Here is an 18,162-nt window from a genome sequence, read left to right on the forward strand (position 1 = left end):
CCAAGGTCTTATAAAGTTAAATCATTTTTCAGAATGGAGCACTAAAAAATCTTGCAGTTGACCCCGAATCACACCGGATCCACATCCACAATCACCCGCGTATTCCGATGCTCCTTCTCCTTCAACAACTGCTGTATGCACTGCATCAACGCCTGCTTCAACGCCCCCAACTCACTACTTCCCCGGGGGATCTTCACCAAAATGCTCATCAAAAACTGATTCCGTATTTTCGAAACCATCGGCTCACCCGGCCCGAGCAACTTCGTACCTGGCATAGCACTCCGAAACAATTTAAACAACGCATCAGCCCCTTCCCGACACACCTTCTTATCCACGTGCTTGATCGTAACATCTATCAAGCGGCTAAACGGCGGGTAACTGTGTTGCCGGCGGTCTTCCAACTGATCACCATAAAACTTCTCCATGCTGTGATTCAAGATCGTTAGCAACAACGGATGATCCGGACTGCTGGTTTGTATCACCACCGTACCGGGCACCTCCCGCCTACCCGCACGACCACTCACTTGCGTGATGAGTTGATACGCTCGCTCATAACTCCGAAAGTCAGGAAAATGAATCATACGATCCGCATTGAAAATACCCACCAAACTCACGTGATCGAAGTCGAGACCTTTCGTCACCATTTGGGTACCTACCAGGATGTCGGTTTCTCCTCGCTCGAAATGATCGAGGATGGATTCGTAACCGGATTTAGAACGGGTAGTATCCAGATCCATACGTTGAATGCGGGCGTCAGGGAAATGAAGCATAAGTTCCTCCTCTAGTTTCTCCGTACCATAGCCCACCGTCTTCAGCCGCGTAGATGAACACGTGGGACAGTTCTGCGGCAACGCCTCACGATAGCCACAATAATGACACACTAAAGCATGACGATATTGATGATAGGTAAGACTCACCGCACAATTCACACACTTCGGCACCCAACCACAGTCCTCACAGTTCACCATCGGCGAATAGCCCCGGCGATTTTGAAAGACAATGACCTGTTCTTTTTTAGAGAGCGCATCGCCAATGTTCTTCAACAACAATCCGGAGAACTCTCCCTTTACCGTTTTCTGCTTGCGCTCGCGACCCATATCGGCCAACACAAGTGTAGGCAGCCGGGCTTCGCCAAAGCGTTTATCTAGTTTCACAAAACCGTATTTCCCTTGCAGCGCCTGGTAGTAGGTCTCCACAGCCGGGGTAGCCGACCCCAGCAGCACTTTGGCGTGATGCAACTGCGCCATCACCACGGCCACATCACGGGCGTGGTAGCGCGGGGCAGGCTCCTGTTGTTTGTAGGACGAATCGTGCTCCTCATCCACAATGATCAACCCGAGGTTGTCGAACGGCAGGAAGATGGAGGAGCGAACGCCCACCACAAATTTGAAACGGCCGTTGAGGATGCCGTTCCAAACTTCCACGCGCTCGTTGTCGCTGAACTTGGAGTGGTAAACGCCCATGGTCGTGCCGAAGATCTTGCGTAGCCGTTGCACGATCTGCGTGGTCAACGCAATTTCGGGGAGCAGATAGAGCACTTGCGAGCCGCCCTCAATGGCCTGCTTGATCAGGTTGATATAGATCTCTGTCTTGCCGCTGCCGGTCACACCCTGCAATAGTGTGGCACTATGCTCCTTGAAGCTGGCCAATATCTCCTGTTGCGCCTGATGTTGTTCTTCACTCAGTTGAATAATGTGCTGATCCGGCAACGGCTCTTCCTCAAAGCGCGACACCACTACCTCGAACTCTTCGAACACGCCGTTCTTGATCAGCGTGCGCAACGAAGACTCCGACAACGTATCGTCGTTCATCAACTGCTTCTGCGCCAGGCCATGTTTGTTCGCCTCGACATGACTCAACACCGGCACATCCTGCAGATATTTTAGCACAATGGCTTCCTGCTTTGGCTTCGTACCGATCGTTTCGAACAACCCCTCCAACGCGGACGCTACCGCATAGACTTCTGTTAACCGGATGCGCCGCTCCGTGCGGGGTTTATATTTTTCTTTTACTTCCTCATACAAAATAATAGCACCCTTCCCCACCAACGACTTCAGCAAGCTGTACACCGTCTTCACGCCCAGGAACTTGCTGATGGCCGAATACTCCATCGACTCCCCCACCAACCGCTTCAGCAACATCCGCTCCTTCTCCGAGAAATCAAAATCCGACTCCTCCAGGTTAAACGCCGGGTTCAGTTGCACCATCGACTCGCTGGAGAGCTTCAGACCACTGGGAAGGGCTGCGTTCATCACCTCGCCGGTGGAGCAGAGATAATAATCGGCCATCCATTGAAAGAGCTTGAACTGCAACTCGGTGACGGACGGGAAGTCGTCGAGCAGTTCGAGGATGTATTTCGCTTCGTACTGTTTCGGTGGTTGATCCGTAACAGACACCACCACACCGGTAAGGATCTTGCGATCACCAAAGGGAACGATAGCGCGCTGCCCCACCATGATCTTGTCATTCAGCGGAAGGGGCACGCGGTAGGTGAACAGTTTGGGCACAGGAATAGGCAACATCAACTCTGCGAAGAGCGTGATGCGTGATTCCGTACCGGGTTGTTCGAAAAGTTCCACTTTGTTTTAGAGTTGGTCGTATAAAAAACATTTAACCGCAAAGGCGCAAAGGCGCAAAGAAGACGCAAAGCACTGGAAGCCGAAGGCCTTTGCGCTGACTTTGCGCCCTTTGCGTCTTTGCGGTTCAAAAAACTTAGATGGGATCCTTCTAAAAGAACCCCTTACTCCCATGCGAAGCCTCCTCCGAAATACGCTCAGCATACTCCTTCCCCAGATACCGGTCAATGAGCCCATGTCCAAAATAAATCAAAGGCGTCAATGCAATGGCCACGACGAACTTATAGATATAATTGGTGATCCCAATAGCAACGATCTGATCATTAGTAAACGTTCCCGCGAAAGCGATATAAAGCACCACAAAGCTATCCACAAACTGCGACACCAACGTAGACCCTGTAGCCCGCAGCCACAGCATCTTGCTCCCTGTCACTTTCCGCAGTTGCTGAAACACAAACACGTCCACCAACTGGCCGAGGATGAAGGCCGTGAGCGATCCGAGGATGATGCGCTGTCCTTGCCCGAATATCTTGTTGAAAGCGTGGTGCATGTTCACGGCGTTGCCTTCCGAGTCCGTGCCGTTCACCCAGAAGTCGGCGGGTGCAAGCCGAATAGAGATGAAGATCACCACAAACGCATACGTCACCAGCATCGCCGTGAAGTAGCTGATGCGCTTCACGCCGGGTTTGCCGAAGTACTCGTTTATCAAGTCGGTGGTGATGAACACCACGGGCCAGATCACCACCCCAGCCGTGAGGTTGAAGTCCATCGTGAAGCCGAGGATGTTCAGGTGGGCGGGCTGCAGCCCCAATGTGGCTTCGGCGCTGAAGATCTTCACCCCGATCATCTCGGCCAACACGGTGTTGGTGATGAAGATGCCGGCCAGAATGATAAACAAACGGTGGCGTTTGTCGGGTTGCGTATTTTCCATGGCGATAAAAATAAAGGATTAATCCGAAAGCGTGAACACATCGCCCTCCACCGCCAGGTGCGCGTTCTCGAAGGTGGCGTGGGCTTCTTTCAAGATCGGCGACAGATCTTTGTAGCGCGCGCTGAAGTGGCCCAGCAACAGGCCTTTGGCGTTGGCCTTCAGGGCAATGGTGGCCGCCTGGCGGGCTGTGCTGTGGAAAGTTTCGGCCGCCTTCTGTGCTTCTTCTTCCTCGAAGGTGGCCTCGTGATAGAGCATGTCCACATCGCGGATCTGGTCGATCATGGCTTCATTGTAGGCCGTGTCTGAGCAGTAGGCATAGCTGCGCGACTTCCGCGGGTCGAAGGTGAGCTCGGCGTTTTTGTAGAGGATGTTGCCGTCGGCGTCGGTGATGTCGTGGCCTTTCTTGAGGTTGGCCACCTGCAGCAGCGGCAGGCCTTCAGGCAATTTGGTCTTGTCGATGCGCCGGGGTTTGATCTTCTCCTTGAAGAGGAAGCCCGAGCAGCGGATGCGGTGTTTCAGGGGAATGGTCTCCACCGTGAGCACGTCGTCTTCGAAGATGACCTCGCGCACGTCCTTTTCCAGGCGGTGGAACACGATGTTGAAGTTGGGCACCGACCGCGAGTAGCGAAACTGGGTGGTGATGATCTCGTCCAGGCCACGGTGGCTATAGAGGTGGAGTTCGTTAGTGCGCCGTTGCAGATGCATGGTGAAGATGAGGCCCATCAGCCCCAGGAAATGGTCGCCGTGCAGGTGACTGATAAAGATGTGGTCGATGCGGTGGAAGTTGGCCTGCAGCTTCATGAGCTGCATCTGGGCACCCTCGCCACAGTCCACCAGGAAGTGGCGGTTCTGGATCTCCACCAACTGGCATGACGTGTAGCGACCATAGGCGGGCAATGCGCCACTGGAGCCGAGAATGGTGATCTTAAAACTCAACGTTTACAGGGGTTTGACATATTAAAAATAAAAAAAACCAAAGCTGGAGGGCTTTGGTTTCCGGTTATGTAACCTTCGTTTAATTTCCGTCAGAATCTTTCAGGTCCTTTTCGATTTCGTGCATGAACACGGCGTCGATGGCCTCTTCCACCTTGGGAAGGATGTTGAGCACGCTGTCCAGCTGCGAGATCTTGATGAGCTTCAGCGTGTGGTCCGACAGTGTGGTCAGGATAAATATGCCGCCGTCCTCCTGGACAATGCGGTTGCCTACCAGCAGGGCGCTGAGGCCGGAGCTGTCGGTGTATTTCACTTCGCCCAGGTCCAGCACAATGTTGCGCACACCCTCGGCATGGAGGGTGATCAACTCGGACTTCAGGCCAGGAGCCACGCTGGAATCCAGCTTCTCTTCGTGCAATCGCAACAAACTGTATTTCTCCTGCTTGTCAATCGTATACTTCATAGGTCAAATAGGTCAGTTTTTCTTGGCTTGTAAGTTAGCGGAATTTATCGAATTCAGGATGCTTTGCTCGATTCTTTGGGATAGCCGGCCATAGTCCACCGCCCCCAGCGCCTCCCCCCGCACGTGCTCATAGAGCTCTTTATAACGGGCCGAAATCTCGCCCACCTTGCTCTCGGTCATTTCGGGCACTTTCTGCCCTTCTTTGCCCTGGAACCCGTTCTCGATCAGCCACTGGCGCACAAATTCTTTCGAAAGCTGCTTCTGCGTCTCCCCTGCCTTCTGCCGCGCCTCGTAGCCCTCGGCATAGAAGTACCGCGACGAGTCCGGCGTATGCACCTCGTCAATCAAATAGATCACACCGTTGTGCCTCCCAAACTCATACTTCGTGTCAACGAGAATCAACCCCCGCTCGGCGGCCAATTCGGTACCTTTTTTATAGAGCTTCAGGGTGTATTCTTCCAGTTTCTTATAGTCCGCCTCCGAAACAATGCCCCGCTTCAGGATCTCCTCCCGGCTAATATCCTCGTCGTGGCCTACTGCCGCCTTTGTTGTAGGGGTAATGATCGGGTTGGGAAGCTTGTCGTTCTCTTTCAGTCCCTCAGGCAGCGCCACACCGCACAGGGTGCGCTTGCCCGCCTTGTATTCACGGGCCGCATGCCCAGCCAGGTAGCCGCGCACGACCATTTCCACGGCAAAGGGCTCGCATTTGAAGCCGATGGTCACATTCTGATCCGGGGTTTCCAACACCCAGTTGGGCACCAAATCCCGGGTAGCCTGCAGGTTAAAGGCCGCGATCTGGTTCAGCACCCGCCCCTTGTCGGGGATGGCCTTGGGCAGGATCACGTCAAAGGCCGAGATGCGGTCGGTGGCCACCATGGCCATGAGGTCGCCGAAGTAATATACGTCCCGCACCTTGCCGCGGTAGAACCCGGTTTGGCCGGGGAAGTTGAAGTGGGTTTCTTTGATGGCCTGCATGAAATGGGTTTGAGGGTGCAAGGTAAGGGATGGGAGGGTTTTGGCAAAGGGGCTTTTAGGGCAAAAGTTTATTCCCCTTGGGTACACTTGGCGGCCGCCCTCGGAGGCCTCGGGCCCGGGCTATCCATTCCAAGTCCGGCTGCGCGCGAGGCCGGCGCACTTCGGGCTTTCCATTGCTATCCCTGGCCGGGACTCTCTTGAATATCTCCCAACAAAATAACAGTCTGTTCCGGCAACAAAATGTACGGGCGTCATAGTTTAGTGTTTGCCTGTATCGTTAGCCTCGCTACTCGACACCGTAACAGCAAATACAACTTCCTTGTCTTTGATCCTGTACTCTCTAATCTCTCTTAGTACATAGTTTTTGACAAATTCAAAATGATCGCCCTTCTTGGGAATATACTTGAAATCAATGATGGAAGATTTCGCAGCAAGCAATTTCTCACTTGACGATGTAATGTCCCAACTATAATATATGTACCCCTCTTTCTTTTCAATTGTCATCCCCCCCGTAAAACTTCCTTCTTCATTCTCCATTTTATAACTTCCTGAGACACTGAACCTAGCATAAGTTTTCGATCGCAATTCTTCGGGGTTCAACGCTTCCGGCTCCAACGGGTAGGTTTCCGTCCATCTGATTTCGTTGTCCAAAAACTTAAGAAACACAATTATAGCGGAGTCGGGCGGCAAACGCCGCCCGCCGTCGTTTTGCTCCATACTAAATCTCTCAATTTCAACGTCAAAAACTTCATCATTCCTGTTATCGACAAATGACGCTGCCATGTAGTTCGGCTCGTCCATTTCAATTCTCTTGAGGGTGTTTATGTAATCGAAGAGATCGTCAACCGTTTGTCGGCCGACAAATGAATAGGCCTTGTAGCGAAAGCGTGCATGTGCAAAGTTTGTCCTTGTGAATACATAGCAGCCCTTTTTCTTTTTCAATATGAAGGTATAATATGTCCACAAAGGACCTTCAGGTCCAAATTGAAATGCGAGTTCCGTGTTGTCTGAGTTTTCGTAGAAACTTTTGAAGTCGGCGTGTGACGTATGGAAATTATTATCATGATAGTCATCCCAGAGTCGAGTAAATTGCGTTGAGTCTATTCTCTCGATTTCAGCAAACCAACGTCGCCGATTTTCTGCTTCATTCTCTTTGTAAAAATTAGCGACTTCAGCGGCAGGAGTAGACACAATAGGACGCAACTGCGATTTAAGCTTCACGGTATCACAAACACATTCTGCATTGGTATTTTTTTTCACCTGGCAACAAAAGGCCAGCAAACACACATTGATAAGTAAAAAGGCTCTCATCATCAGATAACGGGTTTTATTTTGTCCTGGTATTGTAAGAATTGATGAATATTTTGTAAGAATCTAATAAAATAATCATCCGTCTAAATTATCTATTTCATAGGCCGGTCTATAAAGTCACCCTCACCACCGCCGACGACAGGCTTGAACTCGGATGGTTGAGCGCGGGAATTTATTTCTTCGAGGCGGTTCAGGCCGATCAAAGGGGAAGATCGTTCAATTTGTCAAAACCAACTAACTCAAAGATCAGCATCTTTCTGTTAAAGCTGCGATGGTTAATCCGGCAAAATCACTGAAAGACGAGTAAGCTTCAAAAGCCAAGTTACAACGCCGTGCGAGATGAAGAGCACAAATCGTGCGGTAGGCGACGCAGGTAGACACGTTCCCGATTGCGCACGGATGCAGTGTGAAGGTGCGCGCCAGACTGCATTCCTCACGCTTATTTCCCCTCCTTATAGGATTTACAGGTGTCGCCTTGTCCAATGAGAACGATGTCCCAGAAAAAGTTACAATAGAATACGTTGTAAAAGACCTCAATAATGCGTTGATTAGTTTGCCTTTTACCGACGTAAACCACAATACCACTCGCGATGAATCGCTTTCAATTCCTGTCGTTAACTTTTCAGGCAACATGGCTTGGTTCTTTAGCAGTGACCCATGCGTATCCGGCGTTCAAACCTGTTCCGCAAAAGCAAGGCGATCCCGACCTCGATCAACTTCTCCCCCAACTCTTAAAAGATTGGAAAACACCTGCCGTATCCGTAGCCATCATCAAAGATGGAAAGATGTCTTGGAACAAAGCCTTTGGTGTAAGGGATACCACTACGAACGAGAAGGTTGATGTGGACACAACTTTTGAAGCCGCCTCGATAAGCAAAACGGTATTCGCCTATGCGGTGATGAAGTTATGCGAGAAAAAGATCATGAATCTCGATACTCCATTGGCCACGTATTACCCCGAACTATTCGCTAAAGGCGATGCGCGACTTCAGGTGATCACTGCGCGACAAGTACTTTCCCATCAATCGGGGCTGACCGAATGGCGACAGTCTCCATCACCCACTTTTCAATCCGATCCCACGAAGGAATTCAACTACTCTGGTGAAGGATACTATCTGTTGCAGACCGTCTTGACCCATCTTGTTGGTAAAGCATTTACACAACCTTGTGAAACGTTCGAGTCAGACTATCCGGTATGTGCCACCGACTTTGCCGATTATATGCAGCGAACGATCCTCGATCCGTTTGGCATGACTTCAAGCAGCTATCTGTGGAGTGAGAAACTGGCCAGGAATCACGCCAGTGCGCATGATGTGCAGGCCAAATCGTTCGTCAAGAAACATCAGCAGGCTGTTGACATGGCACGCTACGGGTCCGCCGGTGGACTCCTTACGACGGCGAAGGACTACGCCAAATTTTTGATAAGTCTTTTCGAAGGGAAAGACAACGATCCGTATCGACTAAACTCGTCGAGTCTTCAGGAAATGCTTCGTCCACAGATAAAACTTCGCGACGATCAAAAGGTTGACGAATGTAACGCATGGGCGTTGGGCTGGGGAATTCGTGACTTACCCGCGGGCAGGGTAGTTATACACTCCGGTGGCCAATCGGGATTCAAATCCCTTGCCATCGCATCTATTGACAAGAGATCCGGTTTCGTCGCGCTAACGAATGGAGACAACGGTGGACACGTGATCTATCGATTGGCGGACGCATTGGGATACCCTTATTCGTGATCAGCTAGGCAGTCCAATCGCTCTTGGCGCAGCGCACCGATACACGCCAAAAAGCCCGAAGCATCGCTCCTGACTTTCCAATGACGCGTGGTCTACGCTGCTCCGTAACCCCTTACGGAATTCCAATTGAAGGTATCTTCCGCCGGTGCATGCATAGACTACAGGCATCATCGCCGCGAGAACGTTTTGGCTATTTGGCAATTGCGGAATAGACGAATGGCTATAGCGTGCGCCCGTACCTATTCAAAAGTTCATCCAGCCTATTTGAAATTTAATTACCCCCAGTGTAACCATTTCAAAAACGGCAAGTTGTCCCTAAAACTAACCCTCCGCCACATGCTACAACACAACATCCTCCTGATCTGCAGAAGTTTCAAGAAGTATTACGGCACGTTCTGCATCAACTTAATCGGCCTCTCCACCGGGCTAACCGCCGCACTTTTCATCTACCTCTGGGTACACGACGAGCTAACCGTTGACACATTTCACGAAAAAGACCGTCAACTTTTCCAGGTATTGAAAAACACTCCTACCGAATCCGGGATTTTTACAATGGATGGCACACCCGCCCGATTGGCGGAGGCCTTGGCGAAAGAAATACCGGAAGTGGAGTATGCCGCGTCCGTTACAAACTCGGATTGGTCTTCGGGGAAAGGCCTCATTTCCTACAACGGCACGCGGATCAATGCGGAAGGTCAGTTTGTGAGTAAGGATTACTTCAATGTATTTTCCTATAGTTTTATTCAGGGAGATCAGAAAACAGCACTTTCGGATAAGTATAACATTATCCTTTCGGAAAACTTGGCGATGAAGCTCTTCAACACAACAGACGATGTCGTCGGCAAGATCGTTGAATGGAAGCATGAAGGACTCGACGGGCTCTTTACGGTTTCCGGGATCTACAAACAGCTCCCAGCAAATTCATCCATCAAGGCTGATATGCTACTTAACTATGAATTGTTCCTCGAGAAAAATCCGAAGCTGGAGGACTGGCGTAATAGTGATCCCAGTACTTATTTGGTGTTGAGAAAAGACACCGATGTCGATCGGTTCAATACTAAAATTTCCGGGTTCATAAAGAGCAAGAATAAAAATTCAGAGGCGACTATTTTCCTTCAGCACTATTCCGAAAAGTATCTCCACAACCGGTATGAGAATGGGAAACCCGCGGGCGGGCGAATGGCATATGTAACGTTATTTTCCATTGTTGCCGTGTTCATCCTGCTCAATGCCTGTATCAATTTTATGAACCTGTCGACGGCGAAGGCCATGAGGCGATTTAAAGAAGTCGGCGTGAGAAAAGTGATGGGAGCCAAACGAAGGACGCTGATCTTTCAATTTCTCCTGGAATCGATGTTGATGACTTCACTGTCCTTTATCGCGGCCGTTGTTCTGATCAGATTGCTTCTCCCCTGGTTTAATGAAATTACGGCAAAACAACTCTCGCTTAGTTTTGATCCAAGACTGATCATGGGCGCTTTCGGGATAGCCATTCTCACGGGAGTGGTTTCTGGCAGCTATCCATCGCTTTACCTATCAAATTTCAATCCGGTGGCGGCACTGAAAGGCAAGTTGAACTCGCACATCGGGGAGCTTTGGACGAGAAAAGGGTTGGTTCTTTTTCAATCCATGATATCGGTCATCTTGATGATCTCTACCTGGATCGTGTACAAACAAATTGAATTGGTGCAGACCAAGAACCTGGGCTACAACCGCGACAATATTGTCTATTTTGAAATGGGTGCGAACGATGCCATCAAGGACAATAAGGCCTTTGAATCCGATCTTGAATTGCGCTTACAGGAAGTGAAAAGGATACCCGGAGTGTTAAACGCCTCCAATTTCAGACACAGCATCACCAACCGCCAAGGTGGAACCACAGATGTTAGTTGGGAGGGCAAGGATCCAAACAACTCCATTGAATTCACCGACCTGGCTGGCGGATATGATTTTATTGAAACGCTTGGCATCGAGATGAAAGCGGGTCGCTCCTATTCGAGAGATTTTGCTGCCGAACAATCAAAAGTGGTTTTGAATGAGAAAGCTGTCGAAGTCATGGGGCTTAAAGATCCGGTGGGCAAAGTGATCAGGATCTGGGGTGAAGATCAGGAAATTATTGGGGTGACAAAAAACTTCCATTTCCAATCGCTTTATGAAGAGATCAAGCCGCTCTTTTTTGATTTAAGCGTGAACAGAAGGGTTTCCAAAATTATGGTGAAAATCAAAGCGGGGAGTGAACGGGAAACGCTTGAACAGCTTGGCAAACTCTATGCGGTGCACAATCCTGGAGTTGCCTTTGAGTATGCGTTCCTCGACAGCGACTACCAGGCACTTTATGAATCTGAAAATAGAGTGGCCGCGCTGTCCAAATATTTTGCGGGCATCTCCATTGTCATTTCGTGTCTGGGCTTGTTTGGGTTAGCGGTGTTTACGGCGGAGCGAAAGAAAAAGGAAATTGGGATCAGGAAGGTGTTGGGATCGAGTGTGTTCAGGATCGTTTATCTTTTGTCGGGTGAGTTTTTTAAGACGGTCTTTGTGTCCCTTTTGATCGCCTTCCCCATTAGTTATATGGTGACCAGGAAATGGCTTGACAGCTTTGCGTATAAGATTGAATTGAGTTGGTGGCATTTTGTGGGAACAGGGATCTTAGTGCTTTTGGTGACGGGGTTAACGATTGGGGCGCAGGCTGTTAAGGCCGCTTTGGCTAATCCGACAAAGTCATTAAAAGAAGAGTGAGGTTTAGACGCTAGGGGCGACACACGCCAAAGCGCGACGTGAGGCTGAAGCGCAAATTATGTGCAGGCAACTTGCATGGTAGCTCGCCCGATTGCGCACTGATGCAGCGCGAGGGTGCGCGCCAGAACCATGCGAAGTTCGATGAGGGTTTCCTATGGCGCTCCTTTTCGTTCACCCTTTTTTCCCCCGGGTTTCACCCGGGGTTATGGTGGGAAACCCCTATCGGGGTTATGGGTAGCATTGCATACGCAAAGACTCAATCAAGAGATTCAGCTATAAGAAAGTTAGCTTTTCCGGACCTCTGTGGGCTTTCTAAACCTGAAAAACAAAACGGTCATAACTATCAAAATCAACACACAGGCACAGAGCGTAATAAAAAAATAATAAAATTCGCCCAAATAGCCGCCAGCCACGCTGATACTTATTTCCCCACCCCTGGCGAGGTCTTCAAGTCTCATCACCAGCTCAGGATTTTCATCTTTGGGAACCTTATTTATGAGTTCCCGGCCTATATCAATGTTATCTCGAATAGTGGTAGAAAGACTTGTGTATTGAGCCACCAGCATTTCAATTCTTACGTAGAGCAATAGCGTCGCTATGATTATGATCCCGAAAATGATTTTATTTCTCATGATCGTCTCGTAATGAAGTTCAAATTATTTTGCGGTTATTTCTTACCGAGATCCCTCACCTTCTTATCCACGCGCAGTAGAAACAAAACCACCCCCGTCAAGATCACCACAAGTCCGATGACGACCGTGTAGATCTTTCCGTTGCTGCGAAGGGTGTCGGCCATTTCTACTGATGCCTCTGCCTGGCAAAAGGATTGATAGCACGAGAGTGCAAGGACAAAAAATAAAATCAGTTTACTGTATTTCATCGCGAAGACGGTTATAGGTTTTTATGTGGAGTAGCAAGGTGGTGAGCCACCAGCCCAGCAGGCAAAACGCGAGGACGGCGGTGTAGAGCACGAGTTTTAGGTCGTGTGAGGTGTCGAACAGGCGGAAGCCGGGGTTGCCGCCGTTGCCGGGATGGAGAGAGTCCTGCATGCGGGGGAGAATGAAGATGAGGGGAATGAGGATGGCGAAAGCAAAGATGTTGTAGACGCTACTCAACCTTCCGCGCTGCACTTCATCCTGCACGGAGCCGCGCAAGACAAAATAAGCCAGGTAGATCATCAGGGCAATGGCGGTGTTGTTTAGCTTGGGGTCGCTTGTCCAATAGGTTCCCCAGGTGGCCTTTGCCCATAGGCTGCCCGTGGCCAAGCCCAGTATGCCAAAGAACAACCCAACTTTGGCGGACTCGGCGGCATAGTCGTCGGCCGCAATGTTGCCGGTTCTTAGATATTTGACGGACGATACCACCGAGATAATGAAAAGCAAGAGCATGGCACACCACATCGGGAAATGGAAATAGAACAGGCGGATGCTTTCATTCAGGATCGGCAGCCGCGGCACGGGCAACAGGAAACCGCCGATCACGGTATAATATAAAAGGATGATGGTGAGAATTTTCCACCACTCCAGGCGAGATTTCTTCATAGGCGATCCCTCAATCTTTGGAACGTTGCATCGAAAAACAGGCCCAAATATAGGAGCAAAACGGGATCAGGAGAATGCCGCTGCTGTAAAGAAAATGGATGAGGCGGTCGTTACGTGGAGTTGAACTGCCGTCTTTTAAAATACACGCGGAAGGTGGTGCCTTCATTTACGCGGCTCTCCACTTCAATTCTGCCCCCAAGGGCCGTCACCTGGGTTTTTACGAGGTACAATCCCATGCCCTTGCCCTCTACATGAAAGTGGAAGCGTTTATAGAGCGAGAAGATATTCTGCCGTTGCTGGTTGACATCGAATCCCAATCCATTGTCGGATACGGTGAGGCAAATAAATTCTCCGTCCGGTTCGGTCTTCAGGTCGATGACGGGCACCTTGTCGGGGTTCCGGTATTTGATGGCGTTGCTGATCAGGTTCAACAGGATGCTGTCGACGTAGGGTTTCACGGATAAAATAATGGGCGCATCGTCAAACGAAGCACGAATGCTGGCGTTGGTCTCGACGATCTCCCTGGCCAGGTTGGAGCGCACCAACGTCAGCTCATCGTATAGATTGACGGACGTGAAGTAGTTGCTGTTGTTGCTTTTGATCTCCAGGATGACATTCAAATCTTTGATCACCGTATCCATTTCTGCCGTAGAGGCGACCAGCCTTCTGATGATCGCCCGCTCCTCGTCCTTGTTGTCTTCCGAAAGTTCGAGCACCTTGCCCAGCCCCAGGATGCGCGCGGCGGGTGCCCTCAGGTTGTGGGCAGCGATGAAGGCGAATTGCTCCAGTTGCTGGTTGTATTCCACGAGCACTTTTGTGCGTTCTTTGATGTCCTCCTCCAGCGAATCGTTCTTGGCCCGTATTTCTTTATTCTGACGCAGGATGATCTCCTTCGCCTGGTTCAGCTTCTTATTCTGTCGCGCCAGCAGGTCGCGCTGTGACGAGATCTCTTCTTGCTGCGATTTCAGTTCTTCGTTTTGGGCTTCAATTTCCCCTTGACTGTGCTGCAGGGCAATGTTCTGTTGATGTATTTCGTGCGTGCGTGTAGCCACGAGTTTCTCGAGCACATCATTTTGTCGCGCCAGAATGGCCACCCTTTCACCTTCCAGTTCACGAAGCCTCACCTGCGTTTTCAGTTCGCGGTTGGTATGAAACGCGGTAAAGATCAACGTGGGCACGCAGATCAGCAACAAGATCAGTTGGATCGTATAGTTGCTGCTGAGGGCAGCACTGTATTTTGCCTGGGCCTGCGCGTTGATGGTGTTCTCGAAGCGGTTGATCGACTGCGACAGCCGGTCATATTGCAGCCACAGTTTGTAGCCATTGTCCAGGTCGGCCAACCGGTTGAACTCGTCCTTCTGATTTTCATCGAACAAGATCTTCATCTTCACGCATTGGGTGGCATAGGCCTCGGTGGAATCTTCAAACCGGTCGAATTCTTCCAACGGGAATTTCTGCTCTTCCAGGAGCCGGCGCACGGAATAGAAAAGGGAGTCTTTATCCCGCAAGGCGAACTTCATGGGGAACAAGTATTTGTCCTTTCCAAACAGGGCATAGCCCCTCAGCCCCAGGTCCAGGTTGTGAATGATGACGATGGCAAACTGCGAAACGGTTACCTTGATTTGTTCGGTTTGCTGCTGGAGCAATTTGTTTTCCTCGATGATCTTATTGTTGCTGCGGGTGATGAATATGTTCAGAATAACCAACAAAATGATACTGGCAGTGGCGATGTTTACCCAGCTTTTGGGAATAAAAGTTGTTGTCATGTTTCGTGATCTGACGGTCTAAACATCTATTTCGGATGCTTCAATGCCTATGTGCAGGTATGATTGCTGCACATCAATCCATACCAGCCTCTCTGTTCCCTCTGGCTTCACCAAACATTTCGCGCGAAAACGGGCCCCATTTTCGAAGTAAAACTGTTCGCAGTTTGCAGTCGTTGAATAAAGAAATCGAGTGATTTTGGTCTTCTTAAGATAGCAATTCCTTTCGAGCTATCAAATCGCCGGGGCAGTGGAGACATCGATCGGAATACGAACCCCCACATTCCCCTGTCCCTCCTAACCCGCGTCAGCGGGTGCCCCATCATAACTCCGGGTAAAACCCGGGAAGACAAATGGAATGAAAAGAGTGCCATAGGAAAGTGCTGATCGAACTTCTAGCGATCTGGCACGCACCTGCACGTTGTATCCGTGCGCTGCGATGGGTGCACCATGAACGTAACGAGCCTTGATTTTCATGCGTACGTGGCGCACAGTTGCCTTCGCCTTTTTACCCCGGGTTTCACCCGGGGTTATGATAGGAAACCCGCTGACGCGGGTTCGAGAGTGGCTAGTAAATTACAAATGTTCACTAGAATATTTCGCGCGCGAAAAGGGCCTCTATCTTCGAAGTAAACTGTCGCAATTTTTTGCACTCGTTGAATAAGAAATCAAGTGCCTTTGATCCTCCTAAAATAGCAAACCTCTCCAGCCCATCAACCCGCTAAAGACAGCCAAAACATTGTTCGGAATACGAATCCACATTCCATCTGCATCCATAACCCGCGTCAGCGGGTTCCCCATCATAACCCCGGGTGAAACCCGGGGAAACGAAAAGGAATAAAAAAGAAGTGCCATAGGAAAGTGCAGATCGAACTTCCAGCGATCTGGCACGCATCTGCGCGTTGTATCCGTGCGCTGCGACGAGCGCGTCATGAACGTAACGAACCTTCAATTCATGCGCGCGTGGTACAAGTTGCATTTGCTTTTACTCACTACTATCCACTGGGCCATCTGAAAGAAGATTGCGCCAAGGGAGAAATTCCCTTCTTAAAATCTCCATAAAAGTATTAGTTTAACCCCTGCAAAATCAGACGCATCAAAACAGCCAAACCAAGGCTATCAAAATGAATATAAAATACACCGAAGGCGACGCCACCGCTCCTCTCGAAACCGGCAACAAAATTATCGTCCATGTCTGCAACGATATCGGTGGCTGGGGCAAAGGTTTTGTCATGGCGATCACACAGCGGTGGAAAGCTCCGGAGGAGGAATACCGGAAGTGGTTTAAAAGCAAGCTTGACTTTGCGTTGGGAGAAGTGCAGTTTGTCCAAGTGGAAAAAGACCTCTGGGTCGCCAACGTGATCGGGCAGCGCGATGTCAGAAAGGACGCGGAGGGAAATGTTCCCGTGCGATATCCCGCCATCCAAAAAGGCCTTGCAAAGGTCAGCGCATTTGCCCGCGAGAAAAACGCCTCAGTTCACATGCCTCGGATCGGCTGCGGGCTGGCGGGCGGCAAGTGGGAAAACATTGAACCCATCATAGATCAGGAACTGATTTCCCTCGGTGTTCCCACTACCGTCTACGATTTCAAGCCTTGAAACAATTTGCATCGAGGCAGAAATCTCAATGATCTCCTGATCACTAAAAAAAATCACCCCTGCTCTATGGATATCTACAACGAGATCATCATCCACAAACCCATCGAAGAAGTCTTCAACTTCCTATCGAACTTTGAAAACTTGTCGAAGTGGAATTATTATGTTGTGAAGGTGAGCAAGATCACCGAGGGACCCATCGCGACGGGTACCGTCTTTCACCAGGTGCGGAAGACGGACGAACAGGATTTCAAGATCATCGCGCTCGAATTTCCAAAGGTGGTGGCCATCGAAACGCTGCCACCGGAACGACATCTGGTGATGCGCTTCAACCTCATTGCGCAAGAAAACCACACTAAGGTTGAGGACGCGTGGCAGGTGAAAATACCAAGGATAGTGGGGTGGTTTGCAAAAAAGAAAATCCAGCCCGCCGTGATGGAGAATCTGCAAAAGCTCAAGACCCTAATGGAAGCCGGTAAGGTCACCTTACAGGATGGTCGCGTTGAAGTACTCCCCGCACGTTAGCATGACCCGGCATTACAAAAAACATTTTTAGCGTATCGCATACGCGAAATTCAAACGCGACTTCATACTTTTATTCCTTAACTTTTTCTCCATGTCTCGCCTGTCGCTATACCCCACCCTGCTATTTCTGTTTATTGTCTCGATGTCCTTCGGCCAGAAGGCGACCACTTCTTCCAATGCGCACAGCGACTGGACACAACCGTGTGAGCCTTTCCGGATTGCCGGAAACTTGTATTATGTGGGCACCTACGATCTGGCGTGCTATTTGGTCACGACCTCGCAGGGGAACATTCTGATCAATACCGGGCTGGCTGAATCGGCGTCCATGATCCGCTCGAATATAGAAGCGCTGGGTTTTAAATTTTCCGACGTAAAAATACTCTTGAACACGCAGGCCCACTACGATCATGTGGCCGCCATGGCAGCGATAAAAAAACAAACCGGGGCGAAGATGATGATCCATGAGGGCGACGCGCAAGTGCTTGCCGACGGAGGAAAATCTGACTTCGCCCTGAAAGGCAAGGAAAACTACTTCGCACCCGTCAAGGCCGACCGGTTGCTGCACGATGGCGACACGATCCGGCTAGGCGAAACCACCCTGGTAGCCCTGCACCATCCGGGCCACACAAAAGGATCGACGAGCTTCCTGCTGACGGTGAAGGACGAGAACCGGTCCTGGAAAGTGTTAATCGCCAACATGCCCACCATTCTCCCACAAACCCGGATCATGGGCATGCCGGCCTATCCAAAGGTGGGCGAAGACTATAAATACACACTCGACGCCATGAAAAAACTTCAATTCGATCTTTGGGTCGCCTCCCATGCCAGCCAGTTCGACTTGCACGACAAACGCAAACCCGGCGACGCATACAATCCGGCAGTTTTTAACGATAGAGCCGAATACGATGCCCAACTCGACACGTTGACCCAAGCGTATCTGAACAGGCTGAAGACTGAAAAGTAAAGGAACCTGCCTTTACAGCGTTTTCTCTTAAATGCCAGGAGCCTTTGCCGGTGCAAAAGCCGAAGCAGTCCGTTCAACCGGATGCGTTAAGCGCTGTTTGTGTGCTATTTCCT

General features: G+C 50.2%; 15 protein-coding genes. 5 read left to right on the forward strand and 10 right to left on the reverse strand.

The window, feature by feature from the left end; genetic code table 11:
• Positions 1–68 precede the first annotated feature (68 nt).
• The 6 genes from priA to D4L85_RS28005 all read right to left on the reverse strand — a co-directional run bounded on the left by priA (position 69) and on the right by D4L85_RS28005 (position 7,192).
• Positions 69–2,579, reverse strand: coding sequence for a replication restart helicase PriA (gene priA, locus D4L85_RS27980; protein ID WP_335621953.1), 2,511 nt, complete (start codon positions 2,577–2,579; stop codon positions 69–71).
• Between the two features lie 148 nt (positions 2,580–2,727).
• Positions 2,728–3,507, reverse strand: a complete 780-nt coding sequence (locus D4L85_RS27985; protein ID WP_119757405.1) for a queuosine precursor transporter — start codon at positions 3,505–3,507, stop codon at positions 2,728–2,730.
• A gap of 18 nt (positions 3,508–3,525) precedes the next feature.
• The gene (locus D4L85_RS27990) at positions 3,526–4,443 is read right to left on the reverse strand and encodes a ribonuclease Z (RefSeq protein ID WP_119757406.1); all 918 of its coding nucleotides are present in this window, start codon (positions 4,441–4,443) and stop codon (positions 3,526–3,528) included.
• 79 nt (positions 4,444–4,522) lie between these two features.
• A complete protein-coding gene (locus D4L85_RS27995) occupies positions 4,523–4,903 on the reverse strand; it encodes an STAS domain-containing protein (RefSeq protein WP_073140746.1) in 381 nt (126 codons plus the stop codon).
• 12 nt (positions 4,904–4,915) lie between these two features.
• Positions 4,916–5,878 carry a phosphoribosylaminoimidazolesuccinocarboxamide synthase gene (locus D4L85_RS28000; RefSeq protein ID WP_119757407.1) on the reverse strand — a complete coding sequence of 321 codons (963 nt, stop codon included), beginning with the start codon at positions 5,876–5,878 and terminating at the stop codon, positions 4,916–4,918.
• Positions 5,879–6,136: 258 nt separating this feature from the next.
• A complete protein-coding gene (locus D4L85_RS28005; protein ID WP_119757408.1) occupies positions 6,137–7,192 on the reverse strand; it encodes a hypothetical protein in 1,056 nt (351 codons plus the stop codon).
• A gap of 587 nt (positions 7,193–7,779) precedes the next feature.
• On the opposite strand from D4L85_RS28005, the gene D4L85_RS28010 reads away from it, so the two are divergent.
• Positions 7,780–8,925 carry a serine hydrolase domain-containing protein gene (locus D4L85_RS28010; protein ID WP_119757409.1) on the forward strand — a complete coding sequence of 382 codons (1,146 nt, stop codon included), beginning with the start codon at positions 7,780–7,782 and terminating at the stop codon, positions 8,923–8,925.
• A gap of 336 nt (positions 8,926–9,261) precedes the next feature.
• Positions 9,262–11,661 carry an ABC transporter permease gene (locus D4L85_RS28015; RefSeq protein WP_119757410.1) on the forward strand — a complete coding sequence of 800 codons (2,400 nt, stop codon included), beginning with the start codon at positions 9,262–9,264 and terminating at the stop codon, positions 11,659–11,661.
• 284 nt (positions 11,662–11,945) lie between these two features.
• Here the strand turns inward: D4L85_RS28015 and D4L85_RS28020 are convergent, their stop codons facing one another.
• The 4 genes from D4L85_RS28020 to D4L85_RS28030 all read right to left on the reverse strand — a co-directional run bounded on the left by D4L85_RS28020 (position 11,946) and on the right by D4L85_RS28030 (position 14,968).
• A complete protein-coding gene (locus tag D4L85_RS28020) occupies positions 11,946–12,293 on the reverse strand; it encodes a hypothetical protein (protein WP_119757411.1) in 348 nt (115 codons plus the stop codon).
• Between the two features lie 35 nt (positions 12,294–12,328).
• Positions 12,329–12,541 carry a CcmD family protein gene (locus tag D4L85_RS34555; protein ID WP_160144051.1) on the reverse strand — a complete coding sequence of 71 codons (213 nt, stop codon included), beginning with the start codon at positions 12,539–12,541 and terminating at the stop codon, positions 12,329–12,331.
• A complete protein-coding gene (gene ccsA, locus D4L85_RS28025; protein WP_119757412.1) occupies positions 12,528–13,202 on the reverse strand; it encodes a cytochrome c biogenesis protein in 675 nt (224 codons plus the stop codon). Before ccsA ends, D4L85_RS34555 begins: the two co-directional genes overlap by 14 nt.
• Positions 13,203–13,312: 110 nt before the next feature.
• Complete coding sequence (locus D4L85_RS28030) at positions 13,313–14,968, reverse strand: sensor histidine kinase (protein ID WP_119757413.1); 1,656 nt, start codon at positions 14,966–14,968, stop codon at positions 13,313–13,315.
• 1,121 nt (positions 14,969–16,089) lie between these two features.
• Between D4L85_RS28030 and D4L85_RS28035 the strand changes: the two genes are divergently transcribed.
• The 3 genes from D4L85_RS28035 to bla all read left to right on the forward strand — a co-directional run bounded on the left by D4L85_RS28035 (position 16,090) and on the right by bla (position 18,049).
• Positions 16,090–16,563, forward strand: coding sequence for a macro domain-containing protein (locus D4L85_RS28035; RefSeq protein WP_119757414.1), 474 nt, complete (start codon positions 16,090–16,092; stop codon positions 16,561–16,563).
• 66 nt (positions 16,564–16,629) lie between these two features.
• The gene (locus tag D4L85_RS28040) at positions 16,630–17,085 is read left to right on the forward strand and encodes an SRPBCC family protein (protein WP_119757415.1); all 456 of its coding nucleotides are present in this window, start codon (positions 16,630–16,632) and stop codon (positions 17,083–17,085) included.
• A 100-nt stretch (positions 17,086–17,185) separates the two neighbouring features.
• Positions 17,186–18,049, forward strand: coding sequence for a subclass B3 metallo-beta-lactamase (bla, locus tag D4L85_RS28045; RefSeq protein ID WP_418219880.1), 864 nt, complete (start codon positions 17,186–17,188; stop codon positions 18,047–18,049).
• The last annotated feature ends 113 nt before the right edge of the window (positions 18,050–18,162 follow it).

It is taken from the genome of Chryseolinea soli (genome assembly GCF_003589925.1).
Lineage (GTDB): Bacteria > Bacteroidota > Bacteroidia > Cytophagales > Cyclobacteriaceae > Chryseolinea > Chryseolinea soli.

What these genes read in the sequence shown, in the direction of transcription:
- D4L85_RS28020 (WP_119757411.1), bottom strand. Translation starts at nt 12,293, where the DNA reads ATGAGAAATAAAATCATTTTCGGGATCATAATCATAGCGACGCTATTG.
- D4L85_RS28030 (WP_119757413.1), bottom strand. Translation starts at nt 14,968, where the DNA reads ATGACAACAACTTTTATTCCCAAAAGCTGGGTAAACATCGCCACTGCC.
- D4L85_RS28015 (WP_119757410.1), top strand. Translation starts at nt 9,262, where the DNA reads ATGCTACAACACAACATCCTCCTGATCTGCAGAAGTTTCAAGAAGTAT.
- D4L85_RS28005 (WP_119757408.1), bottom strand. Translation starts at nt 7,192, where the DNA reads ATGATGAGAGCCTTTTTACTTATCAATGTGTGTTTGCTGGCCTTTTGT.
- D4L85_RS28035 (WP_119757414.1), top strand. Translation starts at nt 16,090, where the DNA reads ATGAATATAAAATACACCGAAGGCGACGCCACCGCTCCTCTCGAAACC.
- ccsA (WP_119757412.1), bottom strand. Translation starts at nt 13,202, where the DNA reads ATGAAGAAATCTCGCCTGGAGTGGTGGAAAATTCTCACCATCATCCTT.
- D4L85_RS28040 (WP_119757415.1), top strand. Translation starts at nt 16,630, where the DNA reads ATGGATATCTACAACGAGATCATCATCCACAAACCCATCGAAGAAGTC.
- D4L85_RS28000 (WP_119757407.1), bottom strand. Translation starts at nt 5,878, where the DNA reads ATGCAGGCCATCAAAGAAACCCACTTCAACTTCCCCGGCCAAACCGGG.
- D4L85_RS34555 (WP_160144051.1), bottom strand. Translation starts at nt 12,541, where the DNA reads ATGAAATACAGTAAACTGATTTTATTTTTTGTCCTTGCACTCTCGTGC.
- D4L85_RS27995 (WP_073140746.1), bottom strand. Translation starts at nt 4,903, where the DNA reads ATGAAGTATACGATTGACAAGCAGGAGAAATACAGTTTGTTGCGATTG.
- D4L85_RS27985 (WP_119757405.1), bottom strand. Translation starts at nt 3,507, where the DNA reads ATGGAAAATACGCAACCCGACAAACGCCACCGTTTGTTTATCATTCTG.
- D4L85_RS28010 (WP_119757409.1), top strand. Translation starts at nt 7,780, where the DNA reads ATGAATCGCTTTCAATTCCTGTCGTTAACTTTTCAGGCAACATGGCTT.